This window comes from Mesorhizobium sp. C372A, assembly GCF_030323245.1.
Classification (GTDB): Bacteria; Pseudomonadota; Alphaproteobacteria; order Rhizobiales; family Rhizobiaceae; genus Mesorhizobium.
This window is the reverse complement of the sequence record NZ_CP100475.1, coordinates 6,281,301-6,297,173: the sequence shown is the minus strand read 5'-3', so window position 1 is coordinate 6,297,173 and position 15,873 is coordinate 6,281,301. Positions and strand designations below refer to the sequence as shown.

The window sequence follows — 15,873 nt, the reverse complement described above, 5'->3', positions numbered from 1 at the left end:
ATGCACCAGATCCTGCAGCCGGAGGGCTGGGCGAAACCGGTCGGCTACGCCAACGGCATTGCTGCGCGCGGCAGGCTCGTCTTCGTGGGCGGACAGGTCGGCTGGAACGGGCAGTGCCAGTTCGAGACCGACGATTTCGCCGGCCAGGTGCGGCAGACGCTGCAAAACATCGTCGCCGTGCTGGCGGAAGCCGGCGCGGAGCCACGGCACATCACCGCGATGACCTGGTATTTCACCGACAAGGCCGAATATCTCGGCAATCTCAAGGGTATAGGCGAAGCCTATCGCGAGGTGATCGGCCGGCATTTTCCGGCGATGGCCGCCATGCAGGTGGTGGCGCTGGTGGAAGATCGCGCCAAAATCGAGATTCAGGCCACCGCCGTTATTCCGGATTAACGAATTCGTTATTCTCTGATTGATCAGCAGCGCAGCCCCACCCGCTTCAGCAGCGGCAACACATGGTCGCAGAAATAGGGCAATTCCTGGGTGTAGTTGACGAACGACAGCGCGATGCCCTGGTAGCCATGCCCGGCTATTGCCGCCATCTCGGCGGCAATCGTCTCTGGCGTTCCAACCAGCGGGTAGGTGCCGGCGCCGCCGGCGAAACGCTGCCGGTAGCGGTCATAGGCATGCGAGTCATGCGACTGCGAGAACTCCTTCTTGCCTGCCATATGAGCATCGACCGCATCGTGGTCGGCCAGATCGACGGCATAGCGCGTGTAGTAGGCCTGCGCCTCTTCCACGGTTGGACGGCAGACGACATGCGCCGCCGTGTAGACGCCGACGTTGCGGCCAACCTTGTCGGCCCGTTCGCTGATGTCTGCGACATGCTTGCCGGCGTCGCTCATTTCCGCAAAGGTCGTGAACAGATAATCGCATCGGGCGGCGGCGAAATCGCGGCCGGGGCCACCGAAAGCCGCGTTCATCGTCACCGGTCGCGGCTGCTGCACGCTGGCCGGCCGGCTCACCGCCTCTTTGAGGCGATAGTAGGTGCCCTCGTAGTCCAGAGGCTGGTCCGAGGCGTAAAGCTTTTCCAGGATTTCGATCCATTCGGCGGCCTGGTCGTAGCCCTTTTCGACCAGCGGCGTGCCGAACATGCCGAATTCCTTCGGGTTCCAACCGCAGACGATGTTGAGACCGGCGCGGCCATAGCTGATATGGTCGACAGTTGCCAGCGCCTTGGCGGCATAGAGCGGATGCACCAGCGGCACATGCACGGTCATGAACAGGCCGATCTGCTCGGTGGCCACCGCCAGCGCTGCCGCCCAGGTGAAGGTCTCAAACGACCATTCGCGCACCTTGTTGCGGCCGCCAAAGCCACGCCAGCGCGCGATCGGCAGCATAAATTCCAGCCCGGCGCGGTCGGCGATCTGGGCCGCCGTCAGATTGTCCTGCCAGCTTGCCGTCCAGCGTTCCGGCACATCGGTGATGGCCAGACCGCCATCGGCATTGGTCGAAAAGACGCCGAGCTTCAGTTTGTTCGAGCCGTGCAGGGGATGCGTTTTGATCATCATGGGAACTCGTGGCGGGAGACCGACACGCTAGGCCCGCGCAAAGATATTTCAAGCCTGAAATAGCTTCGCCTCGCCGCCGATTGCGGATATGAATTTGGAGGGGAAAAAGGGGATGAATATGAGCGCGTTCCGTCAGAAGTGCATCGGCAAGACCAATCTCGTCGGCTCCTTCGCCGCTATTCCCCATCCCGTCGCCGTCGAAGTGATGGCGCTCGCCGGCCTCGACTTCCTCTGCATCGACTGGGAACATGCCCAGATCGCGCGCGACACGATCGAAACCATGGTGCGCGCGGCCGACGTGCATCGCGTGCCGGCCATGGTGCGTGTTCCCGGTCATGCGCCGGAAGCTATCCAGGCGGCGCTCGACAGCGGCGCACAAGGCGTGCTCGTGCCGCGCGTCTCGACCGCTGCTCAGGCCGAGGCGGCGGTGAAAGCCTCGCGCTATCCGCCGCTGGGCGAGCGCGGCGTCGGGCCTGGCCGCGCGGCCGGCTATGGCTATCGCATCCCCGAATATCTGGCCGCGGCCAATGACAGGATCGTCGTCGCGGTCCAGGTCGAGACATCGGAGGGGCTGGCCAACATCGAGGCGATCGCTGCCGTCGACGGTGTCGATGTGGTCTTCGTCGGCCCCGGCGATCTCTCCGTGTCGATCGATGCGATCGGGCCGAAAGGCGTGGACAAGCTCAATAAGGCGATCACAAGGATCATCCGCGCGACTGTCGCGCACGGCAGGACGTCGGGCATATTTTGCGCCAGCCCACAGACGATCAGCCAGTGGGCCGCTATCGGCGCGAGCTTCTTCGTCCTGGCCAGCGATACGATGTTTCTTGGCGCCGGCGCTGCGGCCAACTGCACCGCTGCGCGCGCCGTGCTGGGGTGAGACGGGCCGGATCGGGCAAAAACTTTTTAAGCTTAAAACTTTTTCCTTGAAAAGCGCAGCACATTGGATAGCATCCAAACTCGATGGCGACTGTCGTGCCGGTGGGGCTTGCCGGGCAGTCCGTCGCGGTGCTCCGGGTGGGAGGGGTTTCAGTCCTTGTCGTTCATACTGCCCCAGTCATCGTCCAGCGCGCGTTATGCTTTCGACGGCGTACGTGCCCAGATCCGTGACCTGCACACCGAAAACATTGCCAACCTTGCCGTGCGCGCCCGAGAACTGGGCGACGTGATCGCGCTCTGGTACGGCGAAGGCGACATGGTGACGCCCGCTTTCATCCGCGACGCGGCGAAGGCCGCCTTCGATGAAGGCCAGACGTTCTACGTCCCTAACATGCGTGGGCACCCCCTACTGAACGAGGCGCTGTCGGAATACCAAACGCGCATTCACGGCCGGACGATCCCGATTGCGCGCACCACGGTCACGCCCGGCGGCATGCAGGCGCTGTACCTGGCGCTGGAACTGCTGGTCGATACCGGCAGCAACGTCGTCTATGTCGCGCCGCAATGGCCCAACATCCACAACGCCATCCATCTGATCGGCGGCGAGCCAAGGCCGTTTTCGCTCGACTTCAAGGGCGACTGGCATCTCGATCTCGACCGGCTGTTCGCCACTTGCTATGCGCGCACACGCGCGATCTTCCTGTCGACGCCGTCCAACCCGACCGGCTGGACCGCGTCGCGCGAGGAGATGCAGGCGCTGCTCGACTTCAGCCGGCGCACCGGCATCTGGATCATCTCCGACGAGGTCTATGGCCGGCTCTATTTCGACGGCAATGTTGCTCCTTCCATCCTGCAGATCGCCGAGGATGGCGACCGGGTGCTGTCGGTCAACAGTTTTTCGAAGGCGTGGGCGATGACCGGCTGGCGCATCGGCTGGCTGACGCATCCGTCGGGGGTGGCCGACCAGCTTGGCGCCATGACGCAGTACATCAACAGCGGCACCGCCGCGCCTATCCAGGCAGGCGCTGTCGCCGCCATCCGCCAAGGCGAGCCGCTGGTCGAGGAGATCAGGCAGCGGATCAAAACCGGCCTCGACCTTGCCTATGACAGGCTGGCCCAGATTCCCGGCATCATCCTGCCGACGAAACCGCGCGGAGGCATGTATGCCTTCTTTGCCATGGACGGCGAAAGCGACGCCCGGCAGGCCTGCGCCAGGATACTGGAGACGGCGCGCGTCGGGCTGGCTCCCGGCCACCTCTTTGGAAATTCGGCAGCGGCCTTCCTGCGGATGTGCGTGTGCCGTGAACGCGACCAGATAGCGACCGCGCTCGAGCGCATGGTCGCCGCCATGAATTGACGCCCCGCTGGGAGGTGGGACGGCAACAAACCGTGCGGGAGCAAACCCGCCCGATCACAACCAGAGGGAACACAAAATGAGCTTCACTCGTCGCAACCTGCTTCTTCTCGCCGCCACGATCGGCATCGCTGCCGGCCCGGCCACCGCCTTTGCCGCCGATGTGCTCAATGTCGGCGCCTACCCGACCAATCCGCCCTTCGAATACAAGAACGAGAGCGGCACGTTCGAGGGCTTTGAAGTCGACATCGTCAACGAAGCGGCCAAGCGTGCCGGCATGACCACCGACATTGCCGACCTCGGCTTCCAGGCGCTGTTCGCGGCTGTCAGTTCCAACCGCATCGATGTCGCGATCTCCTCGATCACCATCACGCCGGAGCGACTGAAAACGCTGTCCTTCACCCAGCCCTATTATGACTCCGACATGGGCATTGCGACGAAGACCGATAGCGCTGTTAACACCGAGGCCGACCTCAAGGGCAAGATCGTCGGCGTGCTTTCAGGCTCGACCGGCGAGACCTGGGTCAAGGCGCATCAGGAGGCTGACGGCTACAGCGACGTGAAGGGCTATGACACGCAGCAGAACCTGCTGCTCGACCTCAGCGCGGGCCGCGTGGACGCCGCCGTCAGCGATATTCCGGGCATGGAATACTCCTTCACCAAGATGAAGGACCTCAAGGTCAAGCAGCGCATCAAGACCGGCGAACAGTACGGCCTGATGATGAGCAAGGACCATCCGCTGCTCGGCAAGCTGAACGACGCGCTGACCGCGATGAAGAAGGACGGAACGCTGGCCGCGATCCACAAGAAGTGGTTCGGCAGCGACGCGCCAGCCGATTCCTCGACGGTCAAGGAAATGCCGCTGCCCAAGGCCTGACCGGCAATGCACTTAAATCGTGCCGGCTCCCAGGCCGGCACGATTCATTTCACGCTCCGGCGCCTGCTGCCACACGGATAGCCTCATCGGAGGCAAGGTCGATTGGTTTTAGCTTGAGCATCCTTTGCTCTGGGGTTCGGGAACGCTCCCATGTCGCTGATCGACACCTTCTTCAATCCTGACGTGATCATGTCCAGCCTGCCGGCGCTGTTGCGTGGCTTCCTGAACACGCTGCTGCTCGGCATTTTGAGTATCGGCATCGGCATTCCCATTGGCCTGGGGATCAGCCTGTTGCGGCTCTATGCGCCGAAGCCGCTGCGCTGGCTGGCGGTCGGCTACACCGACATCTTCCGTGCCCTGCCGGTGCTGGTGGTGCTGATCCTGATCTATTATGCGCTGCCCTTCCTCGGCATCCGTCTGTCGTCCTGGGCCTCCGCCGTGACGGCGTTCGCCATCATCATGTCGGCCTATTCAGCAGAAGTGTTCCGCTCCGGCATCGAGAGCATTCCGAAAGGCCAATTCGAGGCAGCACAGGCGCTCGGCCTGCCTTTCCTTTTGACCTTGCGCAAGGTGGTGCTGCCGCAGGCGATCCGCGTCGTCATCCCGCCGATGACCAGCAATTGCGTCTCGATGTTCAAGGACACGTCGCTCGCTTCCACCGTTGCGCTGCCTGAACTGTTGAAGGAAGCGACCAACGCGCAATCGCTCTATGCCAATCCCTCGCCGCTGATCGGCGCCGCTTTGGTCTATCTCATCTTCCTCTGGCCCATGGTCCGCCTCGTCAGCCTGCTCGAAGACCGCTTCAAGACCGAGAAGACGCGCTGACCTCATCAACCGTCCCGCTTCCCAAGCCATTCGCAGGAGATACAGTTGAGCAATTCCCAAGCCGCCGGCGGCTTTCCGGTCGACACCATCCGCGCCATGTTTCCGGCCTTGCAGCGCGCCGGTGATTTCATCTTCATGGACAACGCCGCCGGCGCGCAGATCCCGCAGAGCGTGCTCGACGCGGTGACCAATCACCTGGTCTCGCACAATGTGCAGCGTGGTGGTCGCTATGGGCGCTCGGTCACGGTCGACCAATCGGTTGCGGATGCTCGGACGAGCGTGGCCTTGCTGATCAACGCCTACAGTCCGTCGGAAATCTGCTTCGGCATGAACGCCACCTCGTTCATTCGCCTGGTCAGCCTCGGCATCGGCCAGATGCTGGCCAAGGACACAGAGCGCGACGAGATCGTCATCACCGATATGGACCACGACGCCAACATCGCCACGTGGCTGGCGCTGGAGCCCGCCGGAGCCAAGTTCAAATGGTGGCGCATGCGCGAGGACGGCAACCTGCATGTCGACGACCTCAAGCCGCTGGTTTCCGATCGCACCCGTCTCGTCGCCTGCACGGTGACCGCGCATTCGATCGGCTCGATCGTCGAAGTCGCTTCGGTGGCCGCGATCGCGCATGCGGCCGGCGCCGAAGTGTTCCTTGACTGCGTGCATTACGGACCGCACGGGCTGATCGACGTGCAGGCCTGGGACTGTGATTATCTCGTCTGCTCCGGCTACAAGAATTTCTCGCCGCATATGGGCTTTCTGTGGGGCCGCTTCGAAACGCTGAAGCGGCTGCCGACCTTCCGCGAGGATTTCATCCCCGACGAGCCGCCTTACAAGGTCGAGGCAGGCACCTTCATCTACGAGAACGTCTCGGGCATGGATGCCGCAGTGCAGTACCTGGAACTGATCGGCCGCAATCTGGCGCCCTCCAACAACCGCTCGCGGCGCGACAACATCGTTGCCGGCATGGGCGCCATCCGCGATTACGAAGTGCTCCTGGCGCGTGAGATGCTCGCCGTGCTCAAGGGATGCAATGCCACGATCTACGGCGTCGCCGAGGAAGCCCGCATCAACGAACGCGTGCCGACATTCTGCTTCAACATCGGCAAGCTGTCGCCGCAGCGGATCGTCGAGGAAATGGCTGACATGCAGATCGGCATCCGCGACGGCCATATGTATGCGCCCCGGCTGATGAAGCGTCTCAACCTGTCGATGGACAGCGGCGCCATCCGCGCCTCGCTGGTCCATTACAACACGGTCGACGAGGTCAGGCGTTTCGGCGAGGCACTGCGCGCCGTCATCGCAAGGCTGTCGTAGCTGGTCCTTAAACCTCTCCGGCGCGGAACATCGGCCCGCCCTTGTGGGCCGGGAAGCCATAGCCGTTGATCATCACCAGATCGATGTCGGAGGCACGCGCCGCGATGCCTTCGGCGAGTAATGCCTTGCCCTCGTCGGCCATTGCCGCCAGCAAGCGCGTGACGATCTCATCGGGCGAAAAGCGGCGCGGCACGATGTCCTTGGCCGCCCGAACGGCCTCGATCAGCGCGGCCACTTGCGGGTCGCTCCTGCGCTCGCCGTCGGAATAATCGTACCAGCCGCGCCCGGTCTTGCGGCCGAAGCGGCCGGCCTCGCACAGCCGGTCGGCGATCTCGACATAACGTGCTTGCGGATCGCGCATCGCCGCCTGTCGCTTGCGCCGCGCCCAGGCTATCTCCAGCCCAGCCATGTCGTTGACCGCGAAGATCCCCATCGGGAAGCCCCAGGCCTCCAGCGCGGCATCCACCTCTTCCGGTGCTGCGCCATCCTCCACCATGAACTCCGCCTCGCGGCGGTAGGCCGAATAGAGGCGGTTGCCGATGAAACCCTCGGTAACGCCGCACACGACAGGCAGCTTGCCGAGCTTCCTGACGAACGCGATAGCCGAGGCGAGCACATCGGGCGCCGTCGCCGCGCAATCCACCACTTCGGTGAGCCGCATGACGTTGGCCGGGGAGAAAAAATGCAGGCCGGCGATCCGTTCGGGCCGGGCGGTTGCCGAGGCGATCTCGTCGGGGTTGAGGTAGCTGGTGTTGGTCGCCAGTATGGCGTCGGGGCGGACGATACGATCAAGCTTCCGGAAGAGTTCGGTTTTTACCGCGAGATCGTCGAACACTGCCTCGATGACCAGATCGGCCTGCACCAGCCTGCCGGCGTCACTGGCCGCTTCAAACCGGCTCAGCGCCTCCCTGCGGGCATGATCGGTGAGTCGGCCGGATTGGACCGACTTGTCGAGAAGGCCGGCGATCCGCTCGTATCCTTTTGCCGCGGCGTCGTCGTTCTGCTCGATGCCGATTACGCGATAGCCGGCATTCAAGGCCGAGACCGCGATGCCTGCACCCATCAGGCCGGTTCCGACGATACCGACGGTCTCGACCTTGCGAGGCGTGATACCCTCCAGCCTGTCGACTTTGCTGGCTTGCCTCTCGGCAAAGAAGACGTGGCGCAACGCTGCCGCCTCGCGAGAATCCCGGAGGCGCAGGAAGGTCGCGCGTTCGTGCACAAGACCGTCCTCAAGTCTGGCCGTGGACGCGGCCCGGACCAGTCTCACGGCCTCTGCAGGCGCGATCTGTCCACGGCTGCGGGAAAGCACCTTTCTTGCGGCTGCCGCGTCGGCCTCAGGTTGCGAGCGCGGGACGGAAAGCGCACCCGTGCGCCGCAGCGGTTGGCCAACGAGACGGCGGGCGACATCGAGCGCGCCTTCGGGAAGATCGTCCGCAATGGTATCGATCAGACCGAGAGCGAGAGCTTCGTCGGCATTTGCGGGCCGACCCGTGCCGATCAGGTCAATTGCGGCGACCGTGCCGATGAGGCGGGGCAGGCGTTGGGTTCCGCCGGCCCCGGGCACTAACCCGAGCTTGACCTCGGGCAGGCCGAAGCTGGCCGCCTTGCTGGCCACCCGGTAGTGGCAGGCCAGCGCAATCTCGCAGCCGCCGCCGAGCGCCGCGCCGCCTACTGCCGCGACGATCGGTTTGGCGAAGCTCTCCATCGCTTCGATCACGTCAGGCAGTGTGGGCCCGATAGCGGGCTTGCCGAATTCCTTGATATCGGCGCCACCGATGAAGGTGCGCCCAATGGCGGTCAGCACCACGGCAGACACTTCATCCGACGCCGCACGCCCAAGCGCAGCCATCAGTCCGGCCCTGACATGGAGGGACAGCGCGTTGACCGGCGGATTTTCGATCGTGACGATGAGAACGCCATCGACGATCTTGCCTGTGACACTCTCGGAAAATCGTGCTGTGTTCATGGAGTTTTATTCCGGAACAACGGCAAATCTTCCTCCTCCTTCTGCTCTCCGCCAAATGCCGGTGTCCCGGCTCGGACGGATGAAGCGCCATGGATCTTCAAAATAATTTCAAGCTTAAAATAATTAGAATTCGAAAAACTTCAAGCCTACCGGAGTCGACTGCAAAAGGCGTCGCTACCACGACGGTGATCGGTCAGACTTGACGGTTGCACTGCGGTGCCGGGTCAAGGCGAGTTTGTGGAAACCTTCGGCAGCAGGGCTTTGAAATAGTCGATCGTCTGTTGCAGCCCGGCTTCTAAAGTCACCGTCGGCTCCCAGCCGACAAGCCTTTTGGCAAGGGTGATATCGGGCTGGCGGTGCCGCGGATCGTCTTGCGGAAGATCGCGGTAAATTATATCCGAACCTGATCCGGTCATCTGCGTCGTCAGTTCGGCCAAGCGCCTGATCGTTACTTCCCTTGGATTGCCGATGTTTACTGGACCGGTCACCTCCGGCCCCGTATCCATGAGGCGCAGCATGCCGCTCACCAGGTCGTCGACGTAGCAAAACGACCTTGTCTGTGAGCCGTCGCCGAAAATGGTTATCGGTTCACCACGAAGCGCCTGCACGATGAAATTTGAGACAACCCTGCCGTCTGCCGGGTGCATGCGCGGCCCGAACGTATTGAAAATCCGCGCGACCTTGACCCACAAGCCATGTTGTCGGTGATAGTCGAAGAACAGCGTTTCGGCGCAGCGTTTGCCTTCATCGTAGCATGAGCGCGGCCCGATCGGGTTTACATTGCCCCAGTAACTCTCGGGCTGCGGATGCACAGACGCGTCACCATAGACCTCACTGGTGGAGGCCTGAAAGACTTTGCATTTCAGCCGCTTTGCCAATCCAAGAACATTGATGGCGCCGTGCACGGCGGTCTTGATCGTCTGAACCGGGTCGTACTGGTAGTGAACAGGCGAGGCCGGACACGCCAGGTTGTAAATCTCATCGACTTCGACGTAGAGCGGAAAGGTCACGTCATGGCGCATGAATTCGAAGCGGGGATGCTTGGCCAAATGGTCGATATTGCGCTTTGATCCGGTGAAAAGGTTGTCGACACACAAGATTTCGTCGCCTCGTTCCAACAGGCGGTCAATAAGATGCGAGCCGATAAACCCTGCGCCCCCGGTAACGAGAATGCGTCTGCGGCTGTCATAGAGTCTGGCCAATTTCTGCTCCCAGGCAAATGCTGATCGACCAGATATCGGTCGCCACACGCAGGATACGACGTGTCCGCAGCCAATGCACAAGGACCAAACTGAAATTTCGCAGATCCGCTCGGTGCCGATGCGAATTCCGATCCCGGCATTTGGTTTGATCAGAAGGCACGATTGAGGCCGATAGTGGCCTATGGATTGGCAGCAGAGAATATCAGCCCTGTCGTCAGGGCCGCCGCTGCGTAGATGGCCGGCAGAACCTGACGGTTCACCCCAATCCGCAGCAGAGAGTGGCTCGAAACCCGGTCCTGCTGGATTTTATCCACAACATCGATGGCATCGGCGGATGGCAACATGAAAATGGCAACGACCATTTTTCGTGAGACATTCCTCTTCGCGATAGAGCATCGTTGAATTGGCCAACAGCCTGCCATACAAGCACGTCGGCTCAACAGGTGGCTCGAGGAACCCCACGGATGTCCGAACGCATTGCAGTTATCGGCCTGGGTTATGTCGGCCTGCCGGTAGCCATTGCCTTTGGGAAGGTTTTCCCCGGCACCATAGCTTTTGACATCAGCGAGCGTCGGATCGGGGAATTGCGTGGCGGCGTCGATCGTACGGGGGAAGTTGACGCAACGGCGCTCAAGGAGACCTCGATAGGGCTGACCACCGACCGGGAGATGTTGAAAGGCGCTACTTTCTTCATCGTCGCCGTGCCAACCCCTATCGACGCAAATCGCGCTCCCGATCTAGCTTCTTTGAAACTGGCGTCCGAACTCGTCGGCGAGGCGGTGAGCAAAGGCGCCGTCGTCGTTTTTGAGTCGACAGTCTATCCAGGTGTGACCGAAGATTTCTGTGGGCCGATCATCGAGCAGGTTTCCGGCCTGCGACATCCCCGCGACTTTGCCCTCGGCTATTCGCCCGAACGCGCCAACCCCGGCGATCGGGAACACTCGCTGCAAAAGATCGTCAAAGTCGTCTCCGGCGAGAATAACGAGACGCTGGAGCGCGTCGCGAACGTTTATGGCCGTATCATCGATGCCGGCGTCTACCGCGCCCCGTCGATCAAGGTGGCCGAGGCAGCGAAGGTTATCGAGAACACCCAGCGCGATCTGAACATCGCGCTGATGAACGAACTGGCAATGATCTTCGAGCGGCTCGATATCCGGACGCAGGATGTTCTTGATGCTGCGTCGACGAAATGGAACTTCCTTCCCTTCAAACCGGGGTTCGTCGGCGGCCACTGCATCAGCGTCGATCCATATTATTTGACCGCCAAGGCCGAGGCCGAAGGTTACCATCCGCAGATCATCCTCGCCGGACGTCGCATCAATGACGGCATGGGGGCCTTCGTCGCCCAGCAGGTTGTCAAACGGCTGATTGGTTCTGACACGCCCGTCAAAGGGGCTTCTGTCGGCATTCTCGGGCTGACATTCAAGGAGGACGTGCCGGATTTGCGCAACAGCCGCGTTTTCGACATGGTCAAGGAACTAAGGCAGTTCGGAATTGTCCCCAAAGTCCATGATCCCCTTGCCGATGTCGAAACCGCTCGGCGTGATCACGGCGAAACAATCCTGCCGCTCGATGAGATAAACGATTTGCAGGCGCTTGTTCTGGCGGTGCCTCACAGGCAATATCTCACCAACGAAAGAGCGCGTCTTTTTCAAATGATCAGGCCGGGGGGGACACTGTTCGATGTCAAGTCGGCCATCAAGCCCAATGAAGTTCCCGACAACATAAAATACTGGAGCTTGTAAAGCTCGCCTGAAATTAACGCTAGGATATGCAGTGACATCAAGCAGGCCGATACTGATCACCGGCGCAGCCGGGTTCATAGGGTTTCATCTTTGCCTGAGGCTGCTTGCCGAAGGAGGCCAGGTTATCGGCCTCGACTCCATGAACGAGTATTATGACGTCAGCCTGAAGCAGGCTCGTCTCGAGCGGCTGAAAGCGTTTTCGAATTTTTGTTTCGAGCATGCCGATCTCACGGAGCGGGACCGTATTTCGGAGCTCTTCCTTTCGGCCGCGCCGGAGGTTGTCGTCAATCTCGCGGCGCAAGCCGGCGTACGCTATTCGATCAGCAATCCGCACGCCTATGTGGAAAGCAACCTCAGCGGCTTTGTCAACATCCTGGAAGGATGCCGGCAGGCGTCCGTCGGCCATCTGGTCTATGCATCGTCGAGTTCGATTTATGGCGGCAGCACCCGCATGCCGTTTTCCGTGCACGATCCGGCGGACCATCCGCTCAGCCTTTACGCCGCAAGCAAGAAGGCGAACGAGCTGATGGCGCACACATACAGCCATCTGTTTGGACTGCCGACCACCGGGCTGCGTTTTTTCACCGTCTATGGTCCGTGGGGGCGGCCGGACATGGCGCTGTTCATCTTCGCCAAGGCTATCCTCGCCGGCGAGCCGATCGAGGTCTTCAACTATGGCAACATGCAGCGGGATTTCACCTATATCGACGACATTGTCGAAGGTATTATCCGCGTCATGCAGCAACCCGCGACACCCAATCCTGAGTGGAAAAGTGTCGCGCCAGACCCAGCGACCAGCAACGCCCCGTTCAGGATTCACAACATCGGCGGCAATTCGCCCGTTCAACTGAACCGATTGATCGAGGTGCTCGAAGACGCGCTGGGACGCAAGGCAAACCGCAACCTCAGGCCACTTCAGCCAGGCGACGTTCCGGCAACTTTCGCCAATGTCAGCTCGCTCGAGGAGGCGACCGGCTTCAAGCCCAAAATCCCGATCGAAATAGGGGTTCCGCGCTTTGTCGAATGGTACCGGGAGTTCTACCGAGCATGATCGGACGCTTCGCCACCTGGAGGCGGCTGGCTCCTGACCAGCCATGGCTGGCGCATGCCGCTCGGAAAACTCAATAAGCCGCAGCCGAACTGGGTGTCGCCTGAAGGCGGTCAATATCTTTCCGGGGCGGCGCACCGAACAGGCGACGATATTCTCGGCTGAACTGCGAAGGGCTGTCATAGCCCACCGCGAACCCGGCCGTGCCTGCGTTTGCGCCGCCGGCAAGCATAATCCTTCGCGCCTCCTGCAGGCGCAGCTGCTTCTGGTATTCGAGCGGGGTCATGCGCGTAATCGCCTTGAAATGGGCATGAAGGGACGACGCGCTCATGCCTGATGCCGCCGCAATCTCTTCGATGCGCAGTTGTGCCTGGAAATGATTGCGGATCGTGGCGATGGCGCGGCTGACCTGGTTCAGGTGGCTGTCCACCGACGCCATCTGGCGAAGCGTGTCACCGTGCGGTCCGGTGAGGAGCCGGTAAAGGATTTCGCGTTCGATCAGCGGCGCCAGCACGGTGATGCTCTCGGGGCGATCGAGCAGCCTGACAAGCCGACAGGCGGCATCGATCAGGTCGGGGTCACTTGGATAGGCAGCTAACACCGGCAGATCCCTGCTGGGGGATGCACGTCCTTCTTTCACAAGCAGTTCGGCCAGCGCGGTGGAATCAAAATCTATCTTGCAACAGAGGTAGGGCGCCGCCGGGCTCGCCTCCAACACATGCCCGACCAGCGGCAGGTCGACCGAGACGAGCAGGTAGCTCGATGCGTCATAGACCACGCTCTGGTCGGCCAGCGAGACGCGCTTCGATCCTTGGGCGATTATGCAAAGCGACGCCTCGTAGACCGCAGGCACGGGTGCACTGGGCTGGTTGGCGCGAATGAGCGACAGCCGCGGCACCGCAGTGCCGGCCATGCCAGATTTCGGCGCAAAGCGGGTGATCAGCTCGGCGAGTTCATTGATTTTCTCCATGCCGCATAAATCTTCATGGCGCGAAATGTTGCAAGGCATTTCGAGTTCATTTCGAGGATCGTGCAAACTCTTTGGACGATCACGCTACCGCCCTTTGCCGGTTCGCCGCCATCTATCTCCCCGTCACCGCAGCGAAAAAGGAACGATCATGACGGGACTTAAAGACAAGGTTGTACTCATCACCGGCGCCTCCAGCGGCATCGGCGAAGCGACGGTTCGGGAACTTGCCGGTGCCGGCGCCAGACTGTTCATCGGGGCCCGCCGCACCGAGCGGCTCAAGGCGCTGGCCGCAGAAATAGGCAAAGGCGTCGCGTGGCGCGAACTCGACGTGACTGACGCGGCGAATTTCGACGCCTTTGCCGATGCCGCTCATGCCGAATTCGGGCAGATCGATGTGCTGGTCAACAATGCCGGCGTCATGCCGCTGTCGCCGCTTGCCGCGCTGAAGCGCGATGAGTGGTCTCGCATGATCAATGTCAACATCGGCGGCGTGCTGAACGGGATCGCCGCGGTGCTGCCGCGCTTCGTCGCCCAGAAGAATGGGCATATCGTCAATGTCGCCTCGGTCGGCGCGCATATCGTGCTGCCCACCGCGGCGGTCTATTGCGGCACGAAATATGCCGTCTGGGCAATCACCGAGGGGCTGCGGCAGGAGCATGACGACATCCGCGCCACGATCATCTCCCCCGGAGTGACCGCAACCGAACTAGGCGACGATATCAGCGATCCTCAGGTCGCCACGGCTCTGAAAGAATGGCGGCAGAAGTCGCTCACACCGGACGCCATTGCACGGGCGATCCGTTTTGCGCTTGATCAACCCGATGGCGTCGACGTCAACGAAGTGATCGTGCGGCCAACCGCTGCCAATATGTAGAACTTGCTGCCGGATGCCGGCTTTCGGCGAGCTAGGGCGCTCTCCGAGATCGGCAAACGGCCCACCACTTAATGCACCCGCCCTCAGCCTCTGGCGCAACTCCCGCGGGCCACATCGTACCGGCTCTCGAACGCGCGCGAAAAATGCGCACTCGAATTGAACCCGCAAGCAAAGGCGATTTCCGAGATCGTGGGCGACGCTCGGGCGGGCGACAACAATTCTTCCTTGCTGCGCTCCAGCCGCCTGTCCCAGACGAAGCGTTCCGGTCTCGCGGCAAGGCCGGTGCGCCGCTGGGAACCCGCTAATCATCTCCCCTGCGACGGTAGAGATGTCAGGCTTCGCCGGCCAGGCGCGCTGAAATCAGCCGCGCCGCCTGGATCACCGCTTCGCCCTGGCTGGCTGCCATGCTGTCATCGGCGCGTGACACAGGCGAGGCCACCGCCAGAGTGCCTAAAGGACGGCCATCGGAGCCGAGGATTGCCGCGGCTATGCTGTGGACGCCTTCTTCATAGCCTTGGGAGCTCGAGGAATAGCCGCGCTTGGCGGCAAGCCGGATCGCCTTCATCAGCCTGTCGGGCTGCGTCACCGTGTGTGGCGTGAAGGTCGGCAACGGCTTGTCGACATAGGCCTCGGCCGCTTCCTGAGGCGAAGCGGCGAGAAAGGCGATGCCGGAGGCGGTGCCGTGCAAGGGCAGCACCTGGCCGACATCGACATTGACCCGGTTGGCCTTTGCCGAGAGTTCGACGTGGACGGTCAGCAGTGCGCCGGCGCTGAATTCCGACAGATGCACCGTTTCGCCTGTTTCCAGCGCCAGCTCGCGAACCATAGGTGCTGCCACGCGCACGAAGGGAAAATGCGCGTCGCGAAAGCGGGCCAGCCGCGACAGGCCGGCGCCGAGCCGGTAGCGGCGGCTTGCCGGCTCTTGTTCGATCAGGCGGTGGTCGGCCAGCGCCATCAGCAGGCGCCGCGCCGTCGCCTTGTCGAGGCCGGTTTTGCGGGCGAGCTCGGACAGGCCGATCTCCGGTTCGCCGAGCGTGAACTGCTCCAACAGCGATATCGCTTTGCCGACTGTGCTCATCGTGCATCCTCAAGATACTTCGCATGGGACGGAAGCCAATCCACCTTGCAGTCCGCTCATAGCACATAAAATTGTGGTTCAAATAACGAACCGTTTGGAAGCGACAAAAAACCAGCAAGTTTCGCGGCGACATCAATCTCGATGCGCCGCGCCGTGCGCGGGGTGATGCTGCGCGGCAACACCTATCAACAGGTGGATCAACTCGGCGGCGCCGTGCCTGG

16 protein-coding genes are annotated in these 15,873 nt (G+C 61.8%); 9 read left to right on the top strand and 7 right to left on the bottom strand.

The window, feature by feature from the left end; all coding sequences use genetic code 11:
• Complete coding sequence (locus tag NLY42_RS30385) at nucleotides 1–396, top strand: RidA family protein (protein WP_023753961.1); 396 nt, start codon at nucleotides 1–3, stop codon at nucleotides 394–396.
• 23 nt (nucleotides 397–419) lie between these two features.
• Here NLY42_RS30385 and NLY42_RS30380 read toward each other — a convergent pair whose 3' ends face one another.
• Nucleotides 420–1,511: an LLM class flavin-dependent oxidoreductase gene (locus NLY42_RS30380; protein ID WP_286489270.1), complete on the bottom strand. Its 1,092-nt coding sequence runs from the start codon at nucleotides 1,509–1,511 to the stop codon at nucleotides 420–422.
• A gap of 121 nt (nucleotides 1,512–1,632) precedes the next feature.
• Here NLY42_RS30380 and NLY42_RS30375 point away from each other — a divergent pair, with 121 nt between their 5' ends.
• From NLY42_RS30375 to NLY42_RS30355, 5 genes are all read left to right on the top strand, one after another.
• Nucleotides 1,633–2,394 carry an HpcH/HpaI aldolase family protein gene (locus NLY42_RS30375; RefSeq protein WP_023753962.1) on the top strand — a complete coding sequence of 254 codons (762 nt, stop codon included), beginning with the start codon at nucleotides 1,633–1,635 and terminating at the stop codon, nucleotides 2,392–2,394.
• A 156-nt stretch (nucleotides 2,395–2,550) separates the two neighbouring features.
• Nucleotides 2,551–3,750: a pyridoxal phosphate-dependent aminotransferase gene (locus tag NLY42_RS30370; RefSeq protein WP_023753963.1), complete on the top strand. Its 1,200-nt coding sequence runs from the start codon at nucleotides 2,551–2,553 to the stop codon at nucleotides 3,748–3,750.
• A gap of 76 nt (nucleotides 3,751–3,826) precedes the next feature.
• Nucleotides 3,827–4,624 carry an ABC transporter substrate-binding protein gene (locus NLY42_RS30365; protein ID WP_023682726.1) on the top strand — a complete coding sequence of 266 codons (798 nt, stop codon included), beginning with the start codon at nucleotides 3,827–3,829 and terminating at the stop codon, nucleotides 4,622–4,624.
• A gap of 150 nt (nucleotides 4,625–4,774) precedes the next feature.
• Nucleotides 4,775–5,449 carry an amino acid ABC transporter permease gene (locus NLY42_RS30360; RefSeq protein ID WP_023667812.1) on the top strand — a complete coding sequence of 225 codons (675 nt, stop codon included), beginning with the start codon at nucleotides 4,775–4,777 and terminating at the stop codon, nucleotides 5,447–5,449.
• 96 nt (nucleotides 5,450–5,545) lie between these two features.
• On the top strand, nucleotides 5,546–6,766 hold the full coding sequence (locus NLY42_RS30355) for a cysteine desulfurase-like protein (protein WP_245259894.1): 1,221 nt from the start codon (nucleotides 5,546–5,548) through the stop codon (nucleotides 6,764–6,766).
• Between the two features lie 7 nt (nucleotides 6,767–6,773).
• Here NLY42_RS30355 and NLY42_RS30350 read toward each other — a convergent pair whose 3' ends face one another.
• The 3 genes from NLY42_RS30350 to NLY42_RS30340 all read right to left on the bottom strand — a co-directional run bounded on the left by NLY42_RS30350 (nucleotide 6,774) and on the right by NLY42_RS30340 (nucleotide 10,299).
• On the bottom strand, nucleotides 6,774–8,735 hold the full coding sequence (locus NLY42_RS30350) for a 3-hydroxyacyl-CoA dehydrogenase NAD-binding domain-containing protein (protein WP_023699851.1): 1,962 nt from the start codon (nucleotides 8,733–8,735) through the stop codon (nucleotides 6,774–6,776).
• Nucleotides 8,736–8,959: 224 nt separating this feature from the next.
• A complete protein-coding gene (locus tag NLY42_RS30345; protein WP_023667815.1) occupies nucleotides 8,960–9,937 on the bottom strand; it encodes a UDP-glucuronic acid decarboxylase family protein in 978 nt (325 codons plus the stop codon).
• Between the two features lie 179 nt (nucleotides 9,938–10,116).
• Nucleotides 10,117–10,299, bottom strand: a complete 183-nt coding sequence (locus NLY42_RS30340) for a hypothetical protein (RefSeq protein WP_023667816.1) — start codon at nucleotides 10,297–10,299, stop codon at nucleotides 10,117–10,119.
• A gap of 102 nt (nucleotides 10,300–10,401) precedes the next feature.
• On the opposite strand from NLY42_RS30340, the gene NLY42_RS30335 reads away from it, so the two are divergent.
• Complete coding sequence (locus NLY42_RS30335; protein ID WP_023686926.1) at nucleotides 10,402–11,682, top strand: nucleotide sugar dehydrogenase; 1,281 nt, start codon at nucleotides 10,402–10,404, stop codon at nucleotides 11,680–11,682.
• Nucleotides 11,683–11,713: 31 nt separating this feature from the next.
• Nucleotides 11,714–12,733, top strand: a complete 1,020-nt coding sequence (locus NLY42_RS30330; protein ID WP_023667818.1) for an NAD-dependent epimerase — start codon at nucleotides 11,714–11,716, stop codon at nucleotides 12,731–12,733.
• A 70-nt stretch (nucleotides 12,734–12,803) separates the two neighbouring features.
• On the opposite strand, the gene NLY42_RS30325 is transcribed toward NLY42_RS30330, so the two are convergent.
• Nucleotides 12,804–13,700 carry an AraC family transcriptional regulator gene (locus NLY42_RS30325; protein ID WP_023686927.1) on the bottom strand — a complete coding sequence of 299 codons (897 nt, stop codon included), beginning with the start codon at nucleotides 13,698–13,700 and terminating at the stop codon, nucleotides 12,804–12,806.
• Nucleotides 13,701–13,848: 148 nt separating this feature from the next.
• Here NLY42_RS30325 and NLY42_RS30320 point away from each other — a divergent pair, with 148 nt between their 5' ends.
• The gene (locus NLY42_RS30320; protein ID WP_023682721.1) at nucleotides 13,849–14,574 is read left to right on the top strand and encodes an SDR family oxidoreductase; all 726 of its coding nucleotides are present in this window, start codon (nucleotides 13,849–13,851) and stop codon (nucleotides 14,572–14,574) included.
• An 83-nt stretch (nucleotides 14,575–14,657) separates the two neighbouring features.
• Here NLY42_RS30320 and NLY42_RS30315 read toward each other — a convergent pair whose 3' ends face one another.
• Together NLY42_RS30315 and NLY42_RS30310 are read right to left on the bottom strand one after the other, a co-directional pair.
• Complete coding sequence (locus NLY42_RS30315; protein WP_245263496.1) at nucleotides 14,658–14,789, bottom strand: AraC family transcriptional regulator; 132 nt, start codon at nucleotides 14,787–14,789, stop codon at nucleotides 14,658–14,660.
• Between the two features lie 116 nt (nucleotides 14,790–14,905).
• Nucleotides 14,906–15,652 carry an IclR family transcriptional regulator gene (locus NLY42_RS30310; RefSeq protein WP_023753966.1) on the bottom strand — a complete coding sequence of 249 codons (747 nt, stop codon included), beginning with the start codon at nucleotides 15,650–15,652 and terminating at the stop codon, nucleotides 14,906–14,908.
• Nucleotides 15,653–15,873 lie beyond the last annotated feature (221 nt).